The organism is Arenimonas sp. MALMAid1274 (assembly GCF_049195245.1).
GTDB lineage: Bacteria > Pseudomonadota > Gammaproteobacteria > Xanthomonadales > Xanthomonadaceae > Arenimonas.
On record NZ_JBMIRR010000027.1, the window covers coordinates 1,155,148 to 1,175,405 of the forward strand.

Here is a 20,258-nt window from a genome sequence, read left to right on the forward strand (position 1 = left end):
GCTGCTGGTGCTGATGATGCTGCTGGCCGGCCTGGCCGCGGCGATGGAGCCGATCCGGTTCACCGACGCGGCCGAAGAGGCGCGCTTCCGCGCGCTGGCGGCCGAGCTGCGCTGCGTCATGTGCCAGAACCAGTCGCTGGCCGACTCCAACGCGCAGATCGCCCATGACCTGCGCCTGCAGGTGCTTGGCCTGATGCGCGAAGGCAGGACCGACGCGCAGATCAAGGAATACCTGGTCGCGCGCTATAGCGACTTCGTGCTCTACAACCCGCCGGTGCGCCCGGCCACGTGGTTGCTGTGGTTCGGTCCGGGCCTGCTGCTGGTGGGCGGGGCGGTGGTGGTGGCCGTGGTGGTGCGGCGCCGCGCCGCGGGCGCGCCGGCCAGTTCGCCGTCCGAAGACAGCCAGGAGTGGTGATGGCCGGTTTTGCGATTGCTTCCCTGCTGCTGCTGGCCATCGTGCTGGTGATCGTGCTGCCGCCGCTGTGGCGCGGCGCGCGACGCACGGCGCTGGTGCTGGCGCTGGCGCTGCCCTTGGGCGCCGCGGGTCTGTACCACCTGCTCGGCGTTCCGGCCGCGCTGGACCCCAAGAACGTGCAGGCGCCGGAAACGCTTGAGGACGCCATCGGCCAGCTTGAGCGCCGGCTGGCCGAAGAGCCGGGCAGCGTCGAGGGCTGGGTGCTGCTGGGCCGCAGCCGCATGGCCCAGCAGAAATACGTCGAGGCACGGGACGCGTTCGCGCGCGCCAACGCGCTGCTGCCCGACGAGCTCGACCTGCGGGTGGAACTCGCCGACGCGCAGATGCGCGCCGCGGGCGATGGTCGTTTCCCGGCGGAAGCGGTCGCCCTGCTGGAGTCGGTGGTGGCGGCCGAGCCCCGGCACCAGCGCGGGCTGTTCTTCCTGGGCGCGCAGCGCCTGCAGGCCGGCGAGCCGGCGCAGGCGGCGGAATTCTGGGAGCGGCTGCTGCCGCTGGTGGATGCGTCCACCGCGCAGGCGCTGCTGCCGCAGATCGCGATGGCGCGTGAGCAGGCCGGCCTGCCGCCGCTGGAACCGCCGGCCGCCGCCGCGGACGGCCCGTCCATCACCGTTCGCATCGAACTGGCGCCCGCGCTCGCTGCGCAGCTGGCCGCGGGCGACACGCTGTTCGTGTTCGCGCGCACGCCCGACGGCGCCGGCCTGCCGGTGGCGGTGAAGCGGCTGCCGGCCGCCGACTTCCCGCTGGAGATCACGCTGTCCGACGCCGATGGTCTGATGCCGGCGCAGAAGCTGTCCATGCAGCGCGACGTGCGGGTCATGGCGCGCATCTCCAGATCCGGCGACGCGGCCGCCGCGCCGGGCGACCTCGAGGCCAAGGCGCAGGTGATCGCCGTCGGTGACGCCGCCCGCCTCACGCTGGTGATCGACCAGGTGCGGCCGTGACCGAGACCATCCCGCCGGGCACGCAGTTCGTCGCCCTGCCCTCGCCCTTCGCCTTCAAGCGCGGCGGCGAACTGCACGGCGCGCGCATGGCCTTCGAAACCTGGGGCGAGCTGAACGCGGCGCGCGACAACGCCGTGCTGATCCTCACCGGCCTCTCGCCCAATGCCCACGCCGCCTCGCATGCGGACAACGCCGAGCCCGGCTGGTGGGAAGCGATGCTGGGGCCGGGGAAATACATCGACACGACGCGCTGGTTCGTCGTGTGCGTGAACTCGCTGGGCAGCTGCAAGGGATCGACCGGCGCCGCATCGCTGAATCCGCGCACCGGCGAGGCCTACCGGCTGGACTATCCGGACCTGTCGATCGAGGACGGCGCGCGCGCCGCGCACGTGGTCGTGCGCGCGCTGGGCATCGAGCGCCTGGCCTGCGTGATCGGCAATTCGATGGGCGGCATGACGGCGCTGGCCTACCTGCTGCTGCATCCGGGCGCAGCGCGCACCCACATCAACGTCTCGGGCAGCGCCCAGGCCCTGCCCTTCTCGATCGCGATCCGGTCGCTGCAGCGCGAGGCGATCCGGCTGGACCCGAACTGGAACCAGGGCCACTACACCGACCAGGATTACCCCGAAAACGGCATGCGCATCGCCCGCAAGCTGGGCGTGGTGACCTACCGTTCCGCCATGGAATGGGACGGCCGCTTCGGCCGCGTCCGCCTCGACAGCGAGATGCACAAGGACGAAGACCCCTTCGGCCAGGAGTTCGAGGTCGAACGCTACCTGGAAGGCCACGCGCGCCGCTTCGTGCGCAGCTTCGATCCCAACTGCTACCTCTACCTGGGCCGCTCGATGGACTGGTTCGACGTGGCCGAATACGGCGGCGGCGACGTGATGCGCGGCCTCGCCAGCATCCGGGTCGAACGCTCGCTGTCCATCGGCGTGCACACCGACATCCTCTTCCCGCTGCAGCAGCAGGAACAGGTGGCCGAGGGCCTGCGCGCCGGCGGCGCCGAGGCCGAATTCCTGCCCCTGCCTTCGCCGCAGGGGCACGATGCGTTCCTGGTGGACATTGCGCGCTTCGGGCCGGCGATTGGTGGGTTTCTTGGCAAGCTCTGAGGGCGTTTTTTGCCGCGGATTTACGCGGATGAACGCGGATAAGAGCAAATGAGGTTGATGGGGTCGCGCGCCCGGATAAAGCACGGGACGCCTAAGCGACACGTTCACCCTTTTCAGAATCGCACTATCGGCTTTTATCCGCGTTCATCCGCGTAAATCCGCGGCCAAAAAAAAGCCCGCAAGCGCGGGCATCTTTTGGTACCGGTGATAGGACTCGAACCTACACGACATCGCTGCCAAGGGATTTTGAGTCCCCCGCGTCTACCATTCCGCCACACCGGCACTGCGCGGGGATTATAGCCCAGCGCGCGCGATCAGGCCGCTTCGTCCAGGCCCAGCTGGCGGTCGGCCTTGGTGTACCAGCCATCGCCGGTGGGGTGGAAGTGGGCGCAGCAGGTCAGGGCCTGCTTGTAGATGTGCAGCGAGACCGCGATGGCGCTGGCGCTGGGGTTGCGGATGGTGTGGTACTCGTGCGGCGGGATCAGGCTGCCGGCCGAGCCGGCGCCGGCCAGGTGGGTGCCGACCGGGACGAAGCGGAAGCGGTCGCCCGCCTGCTCCTTGAGGTCGTACTGGGTGATCTCGAGCTGGCCGTGCCAGATGCCCTCGACGCACCAGACCCCGGAGTGGTCGTGGATGGACGTGCCCTGCCCCGGGCCCCAGGTCATGGCGACCACGCTGTAACCGGATTCCTCGCAGCGGTACAGCTCGCGCCGGGCGTAGTGGTCGGCCACCGGCTCGAGCACGCAGTCGGGCAGCTGGATCTCGCCATCGCGGATGGCATCGGACAGGCCATTGCGCAGCGCGTCGGTGACCGTCTTGTCGTCGCCGGCGGCGACGGCCTGGTCGATCATCGCCAGCAGGCGGCGACAACCGGGAAACTCTAGGGCCAACATGGCGTTACCCCGCGTGGATGGGTGTGCCGCCAGTTTAACACCGCCGTCACGTGGCCGGATTTGCGCCCGGTCAAGCCCAGGGCCACCAGCCGCGGCCGGTCTGCGCGTAGCGGTCGGCGGCCTGCTCGAAGCGGTTGCGGTGGCTGATGCCGCCGCAGGCGAAATACAGCGGCAGGAACAGCGGTCCCAGCACCAGGGCCTGGTAGACGTGGGCGCGCTCGTGGTCGCCCAGGCGCACGCGCTCGTCGTGGCCGCCGCGGGCGGCGCAGGCGTAGGTCCGGGTCTGCTCGTCCATCGAGGCACCGGTGTGCAGGATCACGCAGCCCAGGGTCAACGCGCCGCCCGGACCCCAGGGAAAGTGATGGAACACCAGCGCGGCGTCGGAGAAGCGTGCCCGCGCGCCGAACGGCAGCGCCACCAGCCCCGCCAGCAGTCCGGCCAGGCTCATCGGGCTGGCCCAGACCGCGCCCAGGGCGTACAGCAGCACCGCCCCGGCGCGGGCCATGGCTACTGGTCGCCGGCCCAGATCATGCGCGACAGGGCTTCGGCGCTGTCGGGCGAAAGCTGGGTGGCGTTGTGGGTCAGGGTGTTGATGGCCCAGCAGGCATCCTCGTCGGAGGCCGCGACCGGGTTCTGCACCACGGCTGCGATGCGTTCACCGAAGCGGCCCGGAAACTTCTGTCCCAGCAGCATCAGCGCATCCTGCCGCGCCGCCGCGTTCACCGGCTTGATCGGCGCCTGCGTCACCTCGGCCTTCAGCGCGCGCAGGTAGAAGTCCCAGAGGTTGTAGTGGTGGATCGGGGGCAGGCGCTCCAGCGCGGCATCGATGTCGCGGCTCAGCGGCAGGTCGAAATCGTCGGCCGGGCGCATCAGCTTGGCGCAGCTGTGCTGCGGCAGCCGCGGGATCATGGCCGCCATCGCCTTCGTGGCCTTGACCAGGGACGGACCGTCGAGCGACTGGGCGCCGCGCTTGAGCGCGAACTGCACTTCCGCGAACAGGCCCTTGCTGGTGAAGGTGCCGGCGAAGCGCTCGCGCAGCTGCGGATCGGCGTTGAACTGGTCCACGAAGCGCTGCTGCTGCGCGTACAGCGGCGAGGTGGGCGCCAGCACATTGGTGATGCCCGGCTCGGTCTTGAGCAGCGGAACATTGCCCTTGCCGCTTTCCTTCACGATGACCACCGCCACCACCAGCAACACCAGCGCGATCAGGACCTTCTTCATTCGACAACCCCTGTTTTCCCCGGCCGACATGATAATCCGACTTGTGGCCGGCCCGGGCAGTCTGCGAGGCTAGCGGCCTTAAGCCAGGGGATCCCATGGAACCGCACGCGCCCGCTCCCGAAGAACCCCAGCAGGTTCCCAAGCGCACCACCCCGACCTGGGAGATGGAGCTGCTGCTGTCGGGCGCCACGGTGTTCGCGCTGTGGCAGATCGCAGGCGCCATGGCGCCGTTCGCCTCGGAAATGATGCCGCGCCTGTCGCCCTCGATCGCGCAGATCCTGAGCGTGATCTACATCTATCTTTCCGGCGGCGTGATCATGATCGGGCTGGCCTTCATCCTGCACCTGATCCTGCGCGCGCACTGGGTGGCGCTGGTGGGCATGCACTCGGTGTTCCCCAACGGCCTGCGCACCGACAAGCTGGGCGGCGGGCCGATCATGCGCGAGGCGCTGCTGGCGCGCTGGCAGGACATGGAAGCGGCGATCGAGCGCGCCGACAACCGGGCCACGGTGGTGTTCGGGCTCGGCATCGGCGTGGCCAGCGTGCTGATCCCGATCACGATCACCGTGGTGGTGCTCTACGGGGTCACGGCGGCCTTGTGTTGGGCTGTCGGCCGCATGGATACCTTGTCCTGGGTATTCCCGGTGGTGTCCATGCTGGTGCTGTTGCCTTACGTGGGCGTGCAGCTGGTGGACCGCTATTTCGGCAAGCGCATGGCGCCCAAGGGCCGGGCCTACCGCACCGGCCTTCGGATCATCGGCGCGTACTCGCAGCTGGGACTGGGCCGCGAGGCCAATCCCCTGGTCACGCTGTACTCCAGTAATGTCGGCAACCGCAAAGGCACCGTGGTGGTGATGGTGGTGATGATGGTCTCGCTGCTGGTGGCCAGCGTGTCCCTGTTCGCGCAGCGCATGGACCTGGGGGTCGGCAACTACCGTGTCTTCCCGGAACCGTACCGGGGCATGCCCGACACCCTGGATGGAAGGTACTACGCGTCCATGCACGACCCGGGCGCGAGTCCGCTGGTGCCGCACATCCCGGACCCGGTGGTGCGCGGCGATTACCTGCGCCTGGTCATCCCTTACGTGCCTTTCCGCCAGGCCGGTCCGCTCGAGCGATGTGCAGACAAGGTGTCTGCGGCGGAATCGCCGGCCGACGACGGCACCACCGGCACGTCGGCTACGACCGGAAGCGTAGCCCTGCGGGAAGCCGCGCGACGCAGTGCGCTGCTGGCCTGCTGGGGCCGCCTGCACACCCTGCGCCTGGATGGCCAGCCGCTGGCGCTGACGCCGCAGTGGTACACCGACCCCCGCCGCAACCTGCGCGGTCTGGTCTACATGGTGCCGGTGCATGATCTCGCGCGCGGCCGCCACGAGCTGGAGCTGCGCAATCCCGATCCGCGCGAACCGGGCAGCGAGGAGCCGGTGCCTATTCCCGACCGGATCGCATTCTGGCGCTGATCACGAGTCGCGGCTGGGGTCGGCCAGTGCCAGCGATCCGAGCAGCACGCCGGCCTGGGTGCGGTTGCGCACGCCCAGCTTCTCGAAGATGGCGCTCATGTGCGCTTTCACCGTGCGCTCCTGGATGCCCAGCTCGTCGGCGATCTGCTTGTTGAGCCGGCCTTCGGCCACGCGCGTGAGCACCTTGAACTGCTGCGGGCTGAGCGTGGCCAGGCGGGCCGCCGTCTCGCGGTCCTTCGGATCGGACGCGGCCGCGGCCACCGACTCGCGCAGCGCCGGCGGCAGCCACTGTTCGCAGGCCAGCACCGCCTTGAGCCCGGCCTGCAGCTGCACCAGGTCGGCGCGCTTGGTCAGATAGCCGGCCGCGCCGTAGGCCAGCGCGCGGCGGATGGTGGCGGGGTCGTCGTGCGCCGAGATCATGGCCACGGCCACGCCCGGGTGCTCGGCACGCAGCGAGGCCAGGCCCATCAGTCCGTGGCTGCCGGGCATGTGCAGGTCCAGCAGCACCAGGTCGATGTCGGGATGCGCGCCCAACGCGGCGTGCACGCCGGCGATGTCTTCGGCCTCGGTGATGGCGGCGTCCGGCAGCACGCCGCGCACGGCCTGGGTCAGGGCCAGGCGATAGAGCGGATGGTCGTCGGCGATCAGCAGGTGGGTCATGCCGGCATTGTATGCGAGGCCTTCGCCGCCGCTGCCTACTCGACCCGCTTGAACGAGAACAGCGCCGACAGCGGATGGCGCCGCTTTTCGATGCCGGCCCGCAGCAGCGCGGCGCCGATCATGCTGTAGGTGATGCCGTTGCCGCCGTAGGCCATGGCGAACAGCACCCGCGGTCCCAGCGAGGGATGCGGGCCGAAGAACGGCAGCCCGTCCTCGGTTTCGGCGAAGGTGCCGGCCCAGGCGAAGGCCGGCGTGTAGTCCAGGTCCGGGAACACCTTGGCCAGCTTCTTCTGCAGCCGCGCCTGCTTCTTCTCCACGCGCGCATCGCGCCGCGCGGGCACGTCCACGGTGTCGTCCTCGCCGCCCACCAGCAGCCGGCCGTCGGCAGTGCTGCGCAGGTAGAGGTAGGGGCGCGCCGATTCCCACACCAGCGTGTCGGCGATGAATCCCAGGGCCTCGGGCGACATCGGATCGGAGATGAAGGCGTAGCTGCTGCGGTTGCTGGCCACGGACTTGGGCAGCCACTTCTGGCTGGCGTAGCCCGCCGCCATCACCACATGGCGCGCGCGGATCACCGCACCCTCCTCGGTCACCAGGCGCACGCCGCGGCTACCGGGGGTGATGTCCGAGATCCGCGTGCGGTCGTACACGCGGGCGCCGGACCTTTCCAGGCGCATGAAGAGACGGTAGGCCAGGCGATAGGGATCCACGCGGGCGGCCTGCGCGCTCAGGATGGCGCCCGGGGCATCGATGCGGAACCGGGACGCCAGGGCATCGCGGTCCAGCCATTCGACGTCGAAACCGGTGCGCTCGCGCAGCTCGAACTCCTTGCGCACCCCGCGCGCCTGCCAAAGCCCGGAGGCGTAGTAGAGGCTCTGCTGCTTCGCGAACTCGACATCGCGGAAAGGCCGTGTCACCTCACGCAGCGAGTCGATCGCCTGGTCGCAGGCGCGGTAGGCCAGCAGGGCGTCGTCCTCGCCGTACTTGCCGGCCAGGTCCACCAGGTGTTCGTCGATTTCGTACTGCAGCATCGAGGTGCTGGCCGAGGTGCTGCCCCAGCCGATGTCGCGCTGCTCCACCACCATCACCTCGTGGCCGTGGCGCGAGAGCTCGTCGGCGATCAGCGCGCCGGTGATGCCGCCACCGACCACCACCACGTCGGCGTCGGCATCCTCGCGCAGGCGCGGGAAGGCATGCATCAGCCCGTTCTTGACGGCCCAGTAGGGGTAACCACTCTTGAGGTCCACGGGCGCATCCAGTGCTGAGGGAGCGACACTGTAGCTTTCCGGACCCGTGCACGTTCCGTGAAGCACAACGCGGACTGAACCCGGCGCCCGGATTCATGCCCGGTTGTCGGGCTCCGGGCCAATGTCGGGCTTCCCCCTCCCAGGAGTTCCGCCATGAAAACGCTGCCGTTTGCCCTGTGCACCCTGCTCGCCACCGGCGCCGCCTTCGCCCAGTCGCAGGAAGTGACCTTGCCGGTCACCGAAGGCACCGTCACCGTCAAGTCGGTGCAGCCGCCCATCGCCAATGCCAGCGACTACCAGGTCAAGGTCGCCGACGTGGATGCCAATGGGGACGGCGTCATCAGCAAGAAGGAAGTGCCGACCGACCACGCGCTGTATTTCGAGTTCAAGCTGGTGGACACCGACGGCAACGGCCGCGTCACCGACGAAGAACTGGCCAACTGGAAGTAAGCCCTACTGCGCGGTCCAGCCGCCGTCCACCGGGATGGCGGCCCCCGTGAGGTTGTGGGACTGCTTGCGACACAACCACACCACCAGGTCCGCGATTTCGGCGGGCAGCGACATGCGCTGGCTGGGCTGCTTCTCGCGGAGTAGCTCGCGCACGCCGGCATCGCGGTTGCCGCCAACGTCTTGGGCCTTCGCGGTGATCTGCGGTTCGATCAGTGCGGTCTCCACCCAGCCCGGGCAGACACAGTTGACCGTCACGCCGCCGCTGTCGCGCGAGCCGGCCGACGCGTATTCCAGCCCCGCCACCTTGCTCAGGCCGATCAACCCGAACTTGCTGGCCACGTAGGGCGACTTGTTGATGGACGCCACCAGTCCGTGGACTGAGGCGATGTTGACCACGCGTCCGTAGCCGCGGGCGGCCATGCCGGGCAGCGCCAGGCGCATGGTGTGGAAGGCGGCGCTGAGGTTGATCGCGATCAGGCGGTCCCAGGTCGCGGCCGGCATGTCGGCGATCGGTGCGGCGTGCTGCACGCCGGCACAGTTCACCACGATGTCGGCCGGTGACCAGGCCGCGAGTGCCTGCATCATCTGCTCCACGGCACCGGCATCGGCCAGATCGGCACCGAAGTGACGCACCTGCGGCGCGCCCGCGGCGTGAACGGCGGCGACGGCCGCCGCAATCTGCGCCTCGTCACCCAGTCCGTTGACGGCCACCCGCGCGCCCGCGGCGCCCAGGGCCTCGGCGATCGCCAGGCCGATGCCCGAGGTCGAGCCGGTGACCAGCGCCGTACGGCCCGCGAGGAAAATGTCGCCCATGTGCCCTGCCCCGAATTTCGACCGGACCACCGTAGCAGCCATGCCCGCCGGCCGCGTCGTACCAAGGTACGATGCCGTCCTCGTGCACGGTTGATAAGGTCGGCGCATGAGCCCGAGCCCGCCGCTGCCTTCCCGCCCCCAGCCCGCCTGGGACCGCCGCACCCGGCCCGTGTCGCAGCGCCTGCCTGTGCCCGGGGCTCCGACGCCCGCGCGCGAACCGGAACTCCCGGCCCGGCCGGCGCCAGAGCCGCGCACCACGCTTGCCCTGGCCGTTCTGGCGGTCGCCCTGGCAGCCTGCACCGGTCCGGGCACCCGCGAGACCGCCGCTGCGGACCTGGCCCAGGGCATGCGCGTGCAAAGCCATGCCGAGGCCGATGACCTGCTGACAGCCGGACTGGGTGAAGCCGGACTGCGCAGTCCGGTGCCGCCGGCCTTCGCCGATGCGCTGTCCCCGACCGCGCAGGAACTTCGGCGTCGCGCCATCTGGTCGAACTGGCGCGGCATCGCCGACCTGTCGCCGGGCAGCGGCTATGGTTCGGCCTACGGATCCTTGGCCAGGGTGCCCGGCCGCGAATACCACGCCTTCGCCACGCTGCCGGGCCGGCAGCAGCCGCACCGCCTGATGGTGCAGCTGCCGGATGCGTTCGATCCGGACCGGCGCTGCGTCGTCGTCACCGCCTCGTCGGGATCGCGCGGCGTGTACGGTGCGATCGCGCTGGCCGGTGCCTGGGGCCTGCCGCGCGGCTGCGCCGTGGCCTACACCGACAAGGGCGCGGGCACGGGCTTCGTCGACACGGCCAGCGGCCAGGGCACCGCGCTGGACGGCCGTCCTGCCGCCGCCGGCGAAGTGGTCGAATTCCGCGTGCCTGCGCATGCCGGCGACGGCATCGCGCCGGTGGCGGTGAAACACGCGCACTCCGGCGACAACCCCGAAGCCGACTGGGGCCTGCACGTGCGCCAGGCCGCCGACTTCGCGCTGCAGGTGCTGGACCGGGCCCGCCCGGGCGAGGCGCCGTGGACACACGCGAACACCCGCGTGATCGCGGTCGGTGTGTCCAACGGCGGCGGCGCCGTGCTGCGCGCCGCTGGATTGCCGGGCGACTGGATGGATGCCGCGGTGGCGGTGTCGCCGAACATCCTGCCGCGTGACGGCGGGCGGGCGCTGTACGACTACGCCACCGAAGCCGCGATCTGGATGCCGTGTGCGCTAAACGCCGCGGCCTTCGACACGGTCGCGCTGGCGCGGCCCGGCGGCGCGAAGTCGCCTGCCGGCACCGCGCGCTGCGCGGCCCTCACCGCCGGCGGCGAACTGCAGGGCGACACCGCGCAGTCGCAAGCGGAAGCGGCCCGCGCGCACCTGTTGGCGCAGGGCTGGACCGATGCCGCGATCACCGCCGGCGCGCTGAGCACGGCCTTCGATCTTTGGCGCGCGGTGGACGTCACCTACGCGTCCTCCTACGCCGGCACCGGACCCGGCGACATGCCCTGCGGCTACTCGCTCGCGGCCGTGGACGCGGCCGGTGCGCCACGCGCGCCGACCGCGACCGAACGCGCCGCGTGGTGGAGCGATGCCAGCGGGATTCCGCCCAGTGCCGGTGTCGGCATCCTCGACACGCTGGCCGCCGGCGATGACCGTGCCCTGCCCGGCCTGCGCTGCCTGCGCGCGCTGTGGGATGGCCGCGATGCGCGTGTGCGCACCGCCATCGAGGCCACGCGCGCCGATCTGCCGCGGGCAGGCCTGCCCTTGGTGGTGATCCACGGGATTGACGACGGCTTGGTGCCGGAGGCCTTCAGCGGTGCGGCCTATGCCGCCTGGCTGCGTGCGAACGGGCGAGAACTGACCTACCTGCGCCATCCAAAGGCCCAGCATTTCGATGCCTTCGTGGCGCTGCCGGCGCTAAGCGGCCAGTACCAGCCGCTGCTGCCGCAGGCCTACCGCGCGCTGGACGAGGTGTGGCGGCAGCTGCAGGCGACGCCCGCGCACTGAACCACGCGGTCATCGCCTCCGGGCTTGCTCAGGCGGGCGCCAGCAGGCGCGACATCACCGACTTCAGCGCCAGAGGCTTGAGCGGCTTGTGCAGCAGCGTGCAGCCGGCCGCGGCAACCGCATCGCGCACCTCGGCGCTGTGGTCGGCGGTGATGATCACGCAGGGACGTACCGGCATGGCCGCCGCCAGCCGCTCGCGCAGCATCAGGCCGGTCTGGCCGCCATCGAGGTGGTAATCGAGCAGCAGCAGGTCGGGCGTGGCCTGCGACACCAGGCGCAGGGCCTCGTCGCCGTCGCGCGCGGCCAGCACCTCGCACTGCCAGCCCGACAGCAGCGCCTGCATGCCGCGCAGCACGTCGGCGTCGTTGTCCACCACCAGCACGCGGCTGCGCGGCGGCTCGGGCGTGGCGATCTCGGGCAGGGCTGCGGCTTTCGGCGCGGGCGCCGCGCGCGGCACCTGGATCGAAAACACGGTGCCGCGTCCCGGGCGCGAACGCAGGCCCAGCGGGTGGTCGAGCAGGCGCGCGATGCGTTCCGCGATGGCCAGGCCCAGGCCCAATCCCTGGCCGCCGCGGTCCAGGCGCCGGAACTCCTCGAAGATGACCGCCTGGTCGGCCTGGGCGATGCCGGGCCCGGTATCCCAGACCTCGATCGCCAGCGCGTCGCCGCGCCGGCGGCAGCCCACCACGATGCGGCCGCGCGCGGTGTAGCGCACCGCATTGCCCAGGAAGTTCTGCAGCACGCGCCGCAGCAGCTGCGGATCGGTGCGCACCCAGGCACTGCAGGCCACGCAGTCCAGCGGCAGGCCTTTTTCAGCCGCCAGCACGCGGAACTCCGCGGCCAGGTGCTGCAGCAGTTCGTCGATGCGGAACACCTGCGGCTTGGGCTCCATGCCGCCGGCATCGAGCCGCGAGATGTCGAGCAATCCCGAAAGCAGCGACTCGGCCGAGCCCAGCGCGCCGTCGATGTTGCCCAGGGCCTGCTGGTGCTCGGGGCGCGAGAGCTGCGGCGCGAGCGCATGCACGAACAGGTGCGCGGCGTTCAGCGGCTGCGCCAGGTCGTGGCTCACCGCGGCCAGGAAGCGCGTCTTGGCGCGGTTGGCGCGCTCGGCTTCGCCCTTGGCACCGGCCAGTTCGGCCGTGCGCTCGGCCACGCGCTGCTCCAGGGTCTCGGCCACCGACTTGAGCTCGGCCTCGCTGCGCCGGAAGTCGGTGACGTCGGTGAAGGTGGCCACGAAGCCGCCGCCGGGCATCGGATTGCCGCGGATCTCGACCACGGTGTCGCCGAAACGCCGCTCGGCCACGTAGGGCGTACCGGCGCGCATGTGCGCGATGCGCTTGTCGACCTCGCCGTCCTCGCGCCGCTCGCCGGCCAGGCCGCGCGCGATGTTGTGCGCCACCAGTTCCGACACCGGCACGCCCACGCGCAGCAGCGAGGGCGGATAGTCGAACAGTTCGGCGTAGGGGCGGTTCCAGGCCACCAGCCGCAGCTCGGCGTCCACGACGCTGATGCCCTGGCTCATGTTTTCCAGCGCGGCCTCGAGCACGCGCTGGTTGAAGCGCAGCGCCTGCGAGGCTTCGCCGACGATGGTGGCGACCGTGTCGAGGTCGCGGCCCTGTTCGCTGCGCGCGGCGTCCAGCAGCAGGCGCGCCGAGGCGGCACCCAGCACGGCGGCCAGTTCGCGCTCGATGCGGTGCTCCACTTCCTCGGGCACCGCGCCCTGACCGCGTGCATCGGCCAGCGCCGCGTCCACGCGCGGCATCGGCAGGAAACGCGCGGCCACCTCGCGCAGCGTGTCGCGCGACAGGCGGGCGCCGGCCTCGCGGTGCGGCGTGGCGTCCGGTCGCGACGCCAACATCCACGTCACCAGGCTGCCTGCGGCCAGGCTCAAGACTGTGGCACGCGCCAGCCGGCTCCATTCGCCCAGCCCCATCAGCGTGTCCGGCGCCAGCCAGGCCAGGCCCCACGGTCCCTCCAGCAGCCAGCCGCCGCGTTGGCCGAAGGCATCGGCCAGCGCCGGCACCAGCAGCACCCAGCTCCAGATCGCCACGGCGGCGAGCAGGCCGACCATCACTGCGCGCGCCGGCGTTTGCGGACGCCAGACCGCGAAGGCCACCGCCGGGGCCAGCGTGGCCAGGCCCGAGAACGACAGCGCGCCGATATCGGCCAGCGCATCGCTGCCCGCGATCGCGCGGCTGTACAGCCAGGCCAGCAGCACCACCACCAGGATGCCGACCCGGCGCTGCATCAGCACCGCGCCGCGCAGGTCTTCGCCCTTGCCGGTGCCGGCCCAGGCGCCGCGCACCAGCAGCGGCGCCAGCCAGTGGTTGCCGATCATCACGCTCAGCGCCAGCGTGGCCAGGATCACCATGCCGGTGGCGGCACTGAGGCCGCCCAGGAAGGCCAGCAGCGCCAGGGCCTCGTGGCCCTGCGCCAGCGGCAGGGCCAGCACGTAAAGGTCGGAGGGCACGCCCATCGGCGCCAGCAGCGCATCGCCCGCGCGCGCGATCGGCAGGATCGGCAGCGCGATCGCCAGCATGTACAGCGGGAACAGCCAGCGCGCGGTGCGCAGCTGGCGCTCGTCGCGGCACTCGACCACGCCGACGTGGAACTGGTGCGGCAGGGTGAACATGGCCAGCGCACCCAGCAGCACCAGCGCCGGGAAGCCGCTGGCGCCGTCGGTCGGCGGCGGGGGCGCCGGTACGTCCGGAAGATCGAGCCCGAACCAGACGAAGGCGCCCAGGGCCAGCATCGCGCCCAGCTTGAGCAGTGATTCCACGGCCATGGCGAGCACCAGGCCGCGGTTGTGTTCGGCCGCAGACGCGCGCCGCGTGCCGAACAGCATCGCGAACAGCGCCATCGCCAGCGCCACGTACAGCGCGCTGTCCTGCCACGGCGGCGGCGACAGGTCGGACGCGCGCGTGAGCAGGCCGTAGCTCATCGCCACCGCCTTGAGCTGCAGCGCGATGTAGGGAACGATGCCCAGCACCGCGACGAAGGTGACCACGGCCGCGAGCCAGGAGTTCTTGCCCAGGCGCGTGGCGATCAGGTCGGCCAGCGAGGTGGAGTTCTGCTCGCGCGCCAGCCGCAGCAGCTTGAGCAGGAAGCCGAATCCCAGCACGTAAAGCAGGATCGTGCCCAGGAAGGTCGGCGGGATCGGCCAGCCCGAACGCTGCGCCTGCGTGACCGTGCCGTAGAAGGTCCACGAGGTGCAGTAGACCGCCAGCGACAGGCTGTAGACGACGGGCCATTGCCGCGACAGCAGCCCCGGCCGGCGTTCGGCCCACAGCGCGGTGCCGAACAGCAGGCCCAGCCACAGCAGGCCTGCGCCGACAACCAGCGTATCGGTCAGCACGCGCCGCGCCCTCGCGGGGTCACGGTCGCCGCCTCAGCCGCAGGATCGCTCAAGGCGCAGGCGGCGCGCCCGCATCCAGCGGGGCGCCCAGCGCCGCCATGGCCGCGGCCAGCCAGCGCTGCTGGGCGCCGCGCCGGGTGTCGTAGTCCGGTCCCGTGTAACCCCACCAGTCCCAGCATGCTTTTGGATTCAGCGGCAGATAGCTCGATCGCACCTGAGGATACAGCACCACCAGGCGATGCACGTCGGCCCAGCGGTTGTAGCCGGCGTCGCGCACGAAAGCCTCGCCGACCTTTTCCTCGTTCTGTTCGCAGCCGTGGAAAACCACCAGCGCGCCGCAGGTTTCGCCCGCGGCGCAGGCGGCCGGCACGTACAGGAAACCGTCGGCCGCCAGCTGCGCGTCCTGTCCGTCGGCCAGCAGCACATCCTGGTCGAAGCGGCGCAGTTCGCCCGTGGCCGCCGCCGCAGGTACGGGGGCGTCGCCGAAGATCCAGGCCAGCTGTTCACCCGCGGCGTCCCAGCCGCAGGCGCCCAGGTAGGGGCTGCCGCCCGCGACGCAGTCGACGCCCGCGTCCACCGTCGGCATCAGGTGGCCGAAGGCGCGCTCGCCGTCCCAGTGCACGGCCGGAGCCTGGTCGGCGCCGCCCAGCTTTTCGTACAGCATTGCCGAGGCGCGGCTGACGACGGGGTTGACGATGCGGTCCCCGGTGCCGTGCGAGACGTGCACGCGATCCCTGGCCAGGCCGGCGAGCGGGGCGATGTCGCCCTGCTCCGCACGCCGCACCAGGCTGGCCGCCAATGCATCCACGTCGGGTGCGCCAGGGTCGGCGATCATGCAGGGGCCCAGCGCGGTTTCCATCTTGCCGTCGGCGCATCCATACGGACCGCCCGCCACCAGCCCGGCGCCGCGAAGGTGATCCGACCACGCGAAATGCGTCTGGGTGGCCATGTAGGCACCTGAGGACAGGCCCGCCACGGCCACGCGATCCGGGTCGATCACCAGCCGCGGCAACGGCGCCGGGCGCGGTTCGCTGCAGCCTGCCGCCAGCAGCATGACCGCCGGAACAAAAACACGGGCCGCTTGCGCGGCCCGTTGGGAAAATTCCCGGGGAATCGTCGACATCAGAACTCGTAGCGCGCCGACAGGCTGTACTGGCGCGGCGCACCGTAGAAGCCGGTCTGCACGCCCAGCGCCGCGTTGAGGTTGTAGCCCGTGGTGCGGTATTCCTTGTCGGCGAGATTGGTGCCCTGCAGGGCGAAGGACCAGGCGCCGCCGGTGTTCCAGATGATGCCGGCGTTGACCAGGCCATAGGCGTCCTGCGTGATCGGCAGCGCGCCGGTCCGCACGATCTCGGTGGTGGCCACCACGTCGTCCTGGTAGCTGTAGCCGATGCGGGCCGACAGGTCGCCGCCGCCCGAGAGCTCGGTGCGGTACTCGATGTTCAGCGCGCCGGAGAACTTGGGCGCATTGGTGAACTCCTGCTCGTCGGCGATGTTCAGGCCGGTGTAGATGAACTCGTCGTACTCGGCGTCCAGGTAGGCCAGGTTGCCGCTGATCAGCCAGTTGCGGGTCGGCAGCCACTGGTACTCGACCTCGATGCCCTGCACCGTGCCCTTGCCGGCGTTGGTGAAGTCGCCGAAGAACGCGTCCAGCGAGCCGTTGCCGTCGCTGTCGTAGCTGGTGAACACCGAGAGCTGGATGTCCTCGTACTTGTTGTGGAAGGCCGACAGGTTCAGGAACAAGCGCTGGTCGAGGAAGGACATCTTGGTGCCCACCTCGAAGCTGTCCACCACCTCGTCGTCGAAGGGCTCGGCCGAGCGCGGCACGGCCGTGGCCTGGGCGCGGATGTTGTAGCCGCCGGACTTGAAGCCGCGGGTGGCCAGGCCGTAGACCAGGATGTCGTCGTTGACTTGGTAGCCCAGCGAGATCTTGGGCGCGACGTTGGTGAAGTTGATGGTCTTGTCGAAGTCGGCGACCACGCTGATCGGCACCGTGTAGGTGGCGTTGGTGTAGCCGCGGTTGAGCACGTCGGCGCGCTTGTCCTCGTCGGTGAAGCGCACGCCCAGGTCCAGGTTCCACTGGTCGGTGAGGTCGATGCTCCAGTCGCCGTACAGGGCCACGCTTTCGGTGTAGACCGTGCCCTGGGTGTCGCCGAACAGCAGGTTGAAGAAGTTGTTGCGCACCTGGCCGCCGGCGGAACCGTCGAACACGTACAGGCCCATCACGCCGCGGTGGCGGCCGCCGCCGTCGTAGTTGAGCTGAAGCTCGTGGCTGACCTGCTCGTCGCTGTAGAAGGCCTTGACGTCCGCGATGATGTTGGGAAGGGTGTCGAAGTCGATGTTGGTCTCGGTATCCGACTCGCGCTTGGAGGTGACGAACTTGAAGTTCCAGTCGTCGTTGATGCGCCAGTTGGCCGTGGCCGAGACGCCGCCCATCGAGGTGTCGTTGATGTTGGGCATGCCGTTGCGCACGTCGTAGCGGCTGTCCATCGGCAGCGTGCCGGGCGCGAAGCGGTTGGCGGCCAGCATCTGCGCGCCGCGCACGCCGGACTGGTCGTCGAGCCAGTCGAAGGCGAACTGCAGGTTGAAGTCGTCGGTGACGTAGGCGCCCAGCTGGCCGCGCACCGCCAGGATTTCCTTGTCGCTCACTTCCTGGTCGGTGCGGGTGTTCTGGCCGAAGCCGTCGCGGCTCAGGCTGGCCACGGCCAGTCGCCCGCGCAGGGTCTGGCGCTCGTCGAAGGCACCGCCGATGGCGGCCTTCACGTCCAGCTGGTTGAAGTTGCCGATGGTCACCTGGGCGGTGCCGCCGAATTCGGTGGGCATGCCGCGGGAGATGTACTTGATGGCGCCGCCCACGGTGTTCTTGCCGTACAGCGTGCCCTGCGGGCCGCGCAGCACTTCCACCCGCTCCACGTCGAACACGTCCAGCAGCGCGCCCTGCGGGCGGGCGATGTAGACGTCGTCGAGGTAGATGCCCACGCCCGGGTCCACGCCCCAGAGCGGATCGGACTGGCCGACGCCGCGGATGTAGGCGGTGACGGTGCTGCTCGATCCACGCGCTGCGTAGATGGTCAGGTTCGGCACCTGCGCATCGAGGTCGGAGATGTCGCGGATGTTGAGCTTGTCCAGGGTCTCGGGGGTGAAGGCGGTGACGGCCACCGGCACTTCCTGCAGCGTTTCCTCGCGCTTGCGGGCGGTGACCTGCACGGCCTCGAGCGTCACCGACTCGTCGCTGGCGGGCGCCGCCGGGGCGGCTTCCTGGGCCTGCGCCTGCAGCGCGGCCAGGGACAGGGTCAGGCCGATGGCCAGGCTCAGATGGTTGCGCTTCATGGTCTCCCCTTGCGGAACGTGACAACGGCCGGTCGGCCGGTTGCCACGCAGACTATGACGCAGGGCCGGGGGCGGGTACCTGTACCTTGGTACAGGTGGCCGGCGGCACCGGGCCTGCGGACACTCGGGGCCTGGGAATTCCGGGGGAACCGAAGGCATGTCCTTCCTGATCGTGCTGGCCGCGCTGTGCTTCCTGATGCTGGTGGCCTACCGCGGCTACAGCGTCATCCTGTTCGCGCCGGTGGCGGCGCTGGGCGCGGTGCTGCTGACCGATCCGGCGCTGGTGGCGCCGATGTTCACCGGCCTGTTCATGGACAAGATGGTCGGCTTCCTGAAGCTGTATTTCCCGGTGTTCCTGCTGGGCGCCATCTTCGGCAAGCTGATCGAGGTCTCGGGCTTTTCCAAGTCCATCGTGTCGGCCGTGATCCGGCTGTTCGGGCCGGACCGGGCGATGCTTTCCATCGTGGTGGTGTGCGCACTGCTCACGTATGGCGGCGTTTCGCTGTTCGTGGTGGTGTTCGCGGTGTACCCGTTCGCGGCCGAACTCTTCCGCCAGGGCGACCTTCCCAAGCGCCTGATCCCGGGCACCATCGCGCTGGGCGCGTTCACCTTCACCATGGATGCACTGCCGGGTACGCCGCAGATCCAGAACATCATCCCGGCCTCCTTCTTCGGCACCGATGCCTGGGCCGCACCGGTGCTGGGCACGCTGGGCGGCGTGTTCATTCTGGCGCTCGGCCTGATGTACCTGCAGTGGCGCCTGCGCGTCGCACGCCGCGCCGGCGAAGGCTACGGCACCGAGTTGGTGAACGAGCCCGCGCCCTTCGTCGGCGACCGCCTGGCCAACCCCTGGGTGGCGCTGCTGCCGCTGCTGCTGGTGGGTGTATCCAACAAGGTGTTCACCCTGCTGATTCCGCGCTATTACGGCACCAGCCACGAATTCCTGCCTTCGGTGATCGGTGCGCCGGCACCCGTGGTGCAGGAGATCTCGAAGGTGGCGGCGATCTGGGCGGTGGAGGCGGCGCTGCTGGTGGGCATCCTGGCGGTGCTGCTGCTGGCCTGGCGCTCGGTGGCCACGCATTTCGCCGAAAGCACCAAGCCGGCGATCGGCGGCGCGCTGCTGGCCGCGATGAATACGGCGTCCGAGTACGGCTTCGGCGCGGTGATCGCGGCCCTGCCCGGCTTCCTGGTGGTGGCCAATGCGCTGGGTTCGATCGCCGACCCGCTGATCAATGAAGCCATCACCGTCACCTCGCTGGCCGGCATCACCGGCTCGGCCTCGGGCGGCATGTCGATCGCGCTGGCGGCGATGGCCGAAACCTTCATCGCCAATGCCAATGCGGCGGGCATCCCGATGGAGGTGCTGCACCGCGTGGCCTCGATGGCCAGCGGCGGCATGGACACCCTGCCCCACAACGGCGCGGTGATCACCCTGCTGGCCGTGACCGGGCTCACGCACCGGCAGGCCTACAAGGACATTTTCGCCATCACCATCATCAAGACGATGGCGGTGTTCTTCATCATCGCGGTGTTCTACGCCACCGGCTGGGTGTAGGCCGCCGTGGCTTGACAGGCCTGCCGCTGCGCTGAAAAGTAGCGGCCACCGATGTCCGACCAGAACGCCATTGAACGCGACGGCTACGTGCTGCTGCGCGGGCCGATCCCGGCCGCCTGGCTCGACGGGCTGCGCGCGTGCTTCGACCAGGGCGAGACGCCTTCGCACCTGTGGCCGGTGCCGCGCCAGCACGGCTGGCGGCATTCGCTGGTGGACCTGGACCCGACCGTGCAGGCCGTGTGCCGGCTGCCGCCCCTGCTGGAGGCCGTGGGCCGGCTGATCGGCGAACGCTTCTTCCTGTCGCAGGCCGAGGGCCGCGAACCGCTGCCGGGACATGGCCACCAGGGCCTGCATCGCGACCTGTCCGCCTTCCGGCCCGGCGACACGGTGAACGCCATGGTGTTCCTGGACGATTACGGTCCGCACAACGGCGCCACCCGCTTCGTCCCCGGCAGCCATCGCCCGGGCCCGGAGGCGCCGCCGCTTTGCGACGCCGACGAAGCGGCCGCGGTGCGGATCGCCGGCCGCGCCGGCGACATCCTGGTGTTCGATGCCGACCTGGCGCATGGGGCCAGCCAGAACACCAGCGGTGAACGCCGCCGGTCGCTGCTGGTCAGCTACCGCAGCCAGGGCCAGCGCGAGGACCACGCGCGCACGGCGCACCTGCGCGCGGTGCGCATGGCCACCGACGAATACTTCGACCCGCCCGCGCCCGGCCCCACGTGACGGCAAGGGGCACTTGCGCTAGTTTTGGCGCGA

The 20,258-nt window shown here is 70.3% G+C and carries 17 protein-coding genes and 1 tRNA gene; 8 read left to right on the forward strand and 10 right to left on the reverse strand.

Annotated features, from left to right (window positions below; translation table 11 throughout):
• Positions 1-13 precede the first annotated feature (13 nt).
• From ACOQFR_RS13945 to metX, 3 genes are read left to right on the forward strand one after another with little or no spacing between them, the layout of a single operon-like run.
• Positions 14-415 carry a cytochrome c-type biogenesis protein gene (locus ACOQFR_RS13945; protein WP_421383314.1) on the forward strand — a complete coding sequence of 134 codons (402 nt, stop codon included), beginning with the start codon at positions 14-16 and terminating at the stop codon, positions 413-415.
• Positions 415-1,416 carry a tetratricopeptide repeat protein gene (locus ACOQFR_RS13950; protein ID WP_421382900.1) on the forward strand — a complete coding sequence of 334 codons (1,002 nt, stop codon included), beginning with the start codon at positions 415-417 and terminating at the stop codon, positions 1,414-1,416. Before ACOQFR_RS13945 ends, ACOQFR_RS13950 begins: the two co-directional genes overlap by 1 nt.
• Positions 1,413-2,528: a homoserine O-acetyltransferase MetX gene (gene metX / locus ACOQFR_RS13955; RefSeq protein ID WP_421382902.1), complete on the forward strand. Its 1,116-nt coding sequence runs from the start codon at positions 1,413-1,415 to the stop codon at positions 2,526-2,528. Before ACOQFR_RS13950 ends, metX begins: the two co-directional genes overlap by 4 nt.
• A 196-nt stretch (positions 2,529-2,724) precedes the next feature.
• On the opposite strand, the gene ACOQFR_RS13960 is transcribed toward metX, so the two are convergent.
• From ACOQFR_RS13960 to ACOQFR_RS13975, 4 genes are all read right to left on the reverse strand, one after another.
• A tRNA-Leu gene (locus ACOQFR_RS13960) sits at positions 2,725-2,810 on the reverse strand.
• Positions 2,811-2,842: 32 nt separating this feature from the next.
• Positions 2,843-3,421: a cysteine dioxygenase gene (locus tag ACOQFR_RS13965; protein WP_421382904.1), complete on the reverse strand. Its 579-nt coding sequence runs from the start codon at positions 3,419-3,421 to the stop codon at positions 2,843-2,845.
• A gap of 70 nt (positions 3,422-3,491) precedes the next feature.
• Positions 3,492-3,926 (reverse strand): hypothetical protein, encoded by a 435-nt coding sequence (locus ACOQFR_RS13970; RefSeq protein WP_421382906.1) that lies wholly within the window; start codon positions 3,924-3,926, stop codon positions 3,492-3,494.
• Between the two features lie 2 nt (positions 3,927-3,928).
• Entirely contained in the window at positions 3,929-4,642 is a 714-nt protein-coding gene (locus tag ACOQFR_RS13975) for a hypothetical protein (protein WP_421382908.1), read from the reverse strand.
• Positions 4,643-4,737: 95 nt separating this feature from the next.
• Here ACOQFR_RS13975 and ACOQFR_RS13980 point away from each other — a divergent pair, with 95 nt between their 5' ends.
• A complete protein-coding gene (locus ACOQFR_RS13980; protein WP_421382910.1) occupies positions 4,738-6,102 on the forward strand; it encodes a hypothetical protein in 1,365 nt (454 codons plus the stop codon).
• Here ACOQFR_RS13980 and ACOQFR_RS13985 read toward each other — a convergent pair whose 3' ends face one another.
• Both ACOQFR_RS13985 and ACOQFR_RS13990 read right to left on the reverse strand, forming a co-directional pair.
• Positions 6,103-6,762, reverse strand: a complete 660-nt coding sequence (locus ACOQFR_RS13985; protein ID WP_421382912.1) for a response regulator — start codon at positions 6,760-6,762, stop codon at positions 6,103-6,105. It lies immediately after the preceding gene.
• Between the two features lie 35 nt (positions 6,763-6,797).
• The gene (locus ACOQFR_RS13990) at positions 6,798-8,009 is read right to left on the reverse strand and encodes an NAD(P)/FAD-dependent oxidoreductase (protein ID WP_421382914.1); all 1,212 of its coding nucleotides are present in this window, start codon (positions 8,007-8,009) and stop codon (positions 6,798-6,800) included.
• Between the two features lie 153 nt (positions 8,010-8,162).
• Here ACOQFR_RS13990 and ACOQFR_RS13995 point away from each other — a divergent pair, with 153 nt between their 5' ends.
• Entirely contained in the window at positions 8,163-8,459 is a 297-nt protein-coding gene (locus ACOQFR_RS13995) for an EF-hand domain-containing protein (protein ID WP_421382916.1), read from the forward strand.
• 3 nt (positions 8,460-8,462) lie between these two features.
• On the opposite strand, the gene ACOQFR_RS14000 is transcribed toward ACOQFR_RS13995, so the two are convergent.
• Positions 8,463-9,272 (reverse strand): 3-hydroxybutyrate dehydrogenase, encoded by an 810-nt coding sequence (locus tag ACOQFR_RS14000; protein WP_421382918.1) that lies wholly within the window; start codon positions 9,270-9,272, stop codon positions 8,463-8,465.
• A gap of 106 nt (positions 9,273-9,378) precedes the next feature.
• Here ACOQFR_RS14000 and ACOQFR_RS14005 point away from each other — a divergent pair, with 106 nt between their 5' ends.
• Positions 9,379-11,259 carry a 3-hydroxybutyrate oligomer hydrolase family protein gene (locus tag ACOQFR_RS14005; RefSeq protein WP_421382920.1) on the forward strand — a complete coding sequence of 627 codons (1,881 nt, stop codon included), beginning with the start codon at positions 9,379-9,381 and terminating at the stop codon, positions 11,257-11,259.
• 28 nt (positions 11,260-11,287) lie between these two features.
• On the opposite strand, the gene ACOQFR_RS14010 is transcribed toward ACOQFR_RS14005, so the two are convergent.
• From ACOQFR_RS14010 to ACOQFR_RS14020, 3 genes are all read right to left on the reverse strand, one after another.
• Entirely contained in the window at positions 11,288-14,614 is a 3,327-nt protein-coding gene (locus ACOQFR_RS14010; RefSeq protein WP_421382922.1) for a NahK/ErcS family hybrid sensor histidine kinase/response regulator, read from the reverse strand.
• A gap of 49 nt (positions 14,615-14,663) precedes the next feature.
• On the reverse strand, positions 14,664-15,668 hold the full coding sequence (locus ACOQFR_RS14015) for a hypothetical protein (RefSeq protein WP_421382924.1): 1,005 nt from the start codon (positions 15,666-15,668) through the stop codon (positions 14,664-14,666).
• 68 nt (positions 15,669-15,736) lie between these two features.
• Positions 15,737-17,944 (reverse strand): TonB-dependent receptor, encoded by a 2,208-nt coding sequence (locus ACOQFR_RS14020; RefSeq protein ID WP_421382926.1) that lies wholly within the window; start codon positions 17,942-17,944, stop codon positions 15,737-15,739.
• 157 nt (positions 17,945-18,101) lie between these two features.
• On the opposite strand from ACOQFR_RS14020, the gene ACOQFR_RS14025 reads away from it, so the two are divergent.
• Together ACOQFR_RS14025 and ACOQFR_RS14030 are read left to right on the forward strand one after the other, a co-directional pair.
• Positions 18,102-19,499 (forward strand): GntP family permease, encoded by a 1,398-nt coding sequence (locus tag ACOQFR_RS14025; RefSeq protein WP_421382928.1) that lies wholly within the window; start codon positions 18,102-18,104, stop codon positions 19,497-19,499.
• Between the two features lie 51 nt (positions 19,500-19,550).
• Entirely contained in the window at positions 19,551-20,225 is a 675-nt protein-coding gene (locus tag ACOQFR_RS14030) for a phytanoyl-CoA dioxygenase family protein (RefSeq protein WP_421382930.1), read from the forward strand.
• Positions 20,226-20,258: the final 33 nt, after the last annotated feature.

What these genes read in the sequence shown, in the direction of transcription:
- ACOQFR_RS13945 (WP_421383314.1), top strand. Translation starts at nt 14, where the DNA reads ATGATGCTGCTGGCCGGCCTGGCCGCGGCGATGGAGCCGATCCGGTTC.
- ACOQFR_RS13950 (WP_421382900.1), top strand. Translation starts at nt 415, where the DNA reads ATGGCCGGTTTTGCGATTGCTTCCCTGCTGCTGCTGGCCATCGTGCTG.
- ACOQFR_RS13965 (WP_421382904.1), bottom strand. Translation starts at nt 3,421, where the DNA reads ATGTTGGCCCTAGAGTTTCCCGGTTGTCGCCGCCTGCTGGCGATGATC.
- ACOQFR_RS13970 (WP_421382906.1), bottom strand. Translation starts at nt 3,926, where the DNA reads ATGGCCCGCGCCGGGGCGGTGCTGCTGTACGCCCTGGGCGCGGTCTGG.
- ACOQFR_RS13975 (WP_421382908.1), bottom strand. Translation starts at nt 4,642, where the DNA reads ATGAAGAAGGTCCTGATCGCGCTGGTGTTGCTGGTGGTGGCGGTGGTC.
- ACOQFR_RS13980 (WP_421382910.1), top strand. Translation starts at nt 4,738, where the DNA reads ATGGAACCGCACGCGCCCGCTCCCGAAGAACCCCAGCAGGTTCCCAAG.
- ACOQFR_RS13985 (WP_421382912.1), bottom strand. Translation starts at nt 6,762, where the DNA reads ATGACCCACCTGCTGATCGCCGACGACCATCCGCTCTATCGCCTGGCC.
- ACOQFR_RS13995 (WP_421382916.1), top strand. Translation starts at nt 8,163, where the DNA reads ATGAAAACGCTGCCGTTTGCCCTGTGCACCCTGCTCGCCACCGGCGCC.
- ACOQFR_RS14000 (WP_421382918.1), bottom strand. Translation starts at nt 9,272, where the DNA reads ATGGGCGACATTTTCCTCGCGGGCCGTACGGCGCTGGTCACCGGCTCG.
- ACOQFR_RS14005 (WP_421382920.1), top strand. Translation starts at nt 9,379, where the DNA reads ATGAGCCCGAGCCCGCCGCTGCCTTCCCGCCCCCAGCCCGCCTGGGAC.
- ACOQFR_RS14015 (WP_421382924.1), bottom strand. Translation starts at nt 15,668, where the DNA reads ATGCTGCTGGCGGCAGGCTGCAGCGAACCGCGCCCGGCGCCGTTGCCG.
- ACOQFR_RS14020 (WP_421382926.1), bottom strand. Translation starts at nt 17,944, where the DNA reads ATGAAGCGCAACCATCTGAGCCTGGCCATCGGCCTGACCCTGTCCCTG.
- ACOQFR_RS14025 (WP_421382928.1), top strand. Translation starts at nt 18,102, where the DNA reads ATGTCCTTCCTGATCGTGCTGGCCGCGCTGTGCTTCCTGATGCTGGTG.
- ACOQFR_RS14030 (WP_421382930.1), top strand. Translation starts at nt 19,551, where the DNA reads ATGTCCGACCAGAACGCCATTGAACGCGACGGCTACGTGCTGCTGCGC.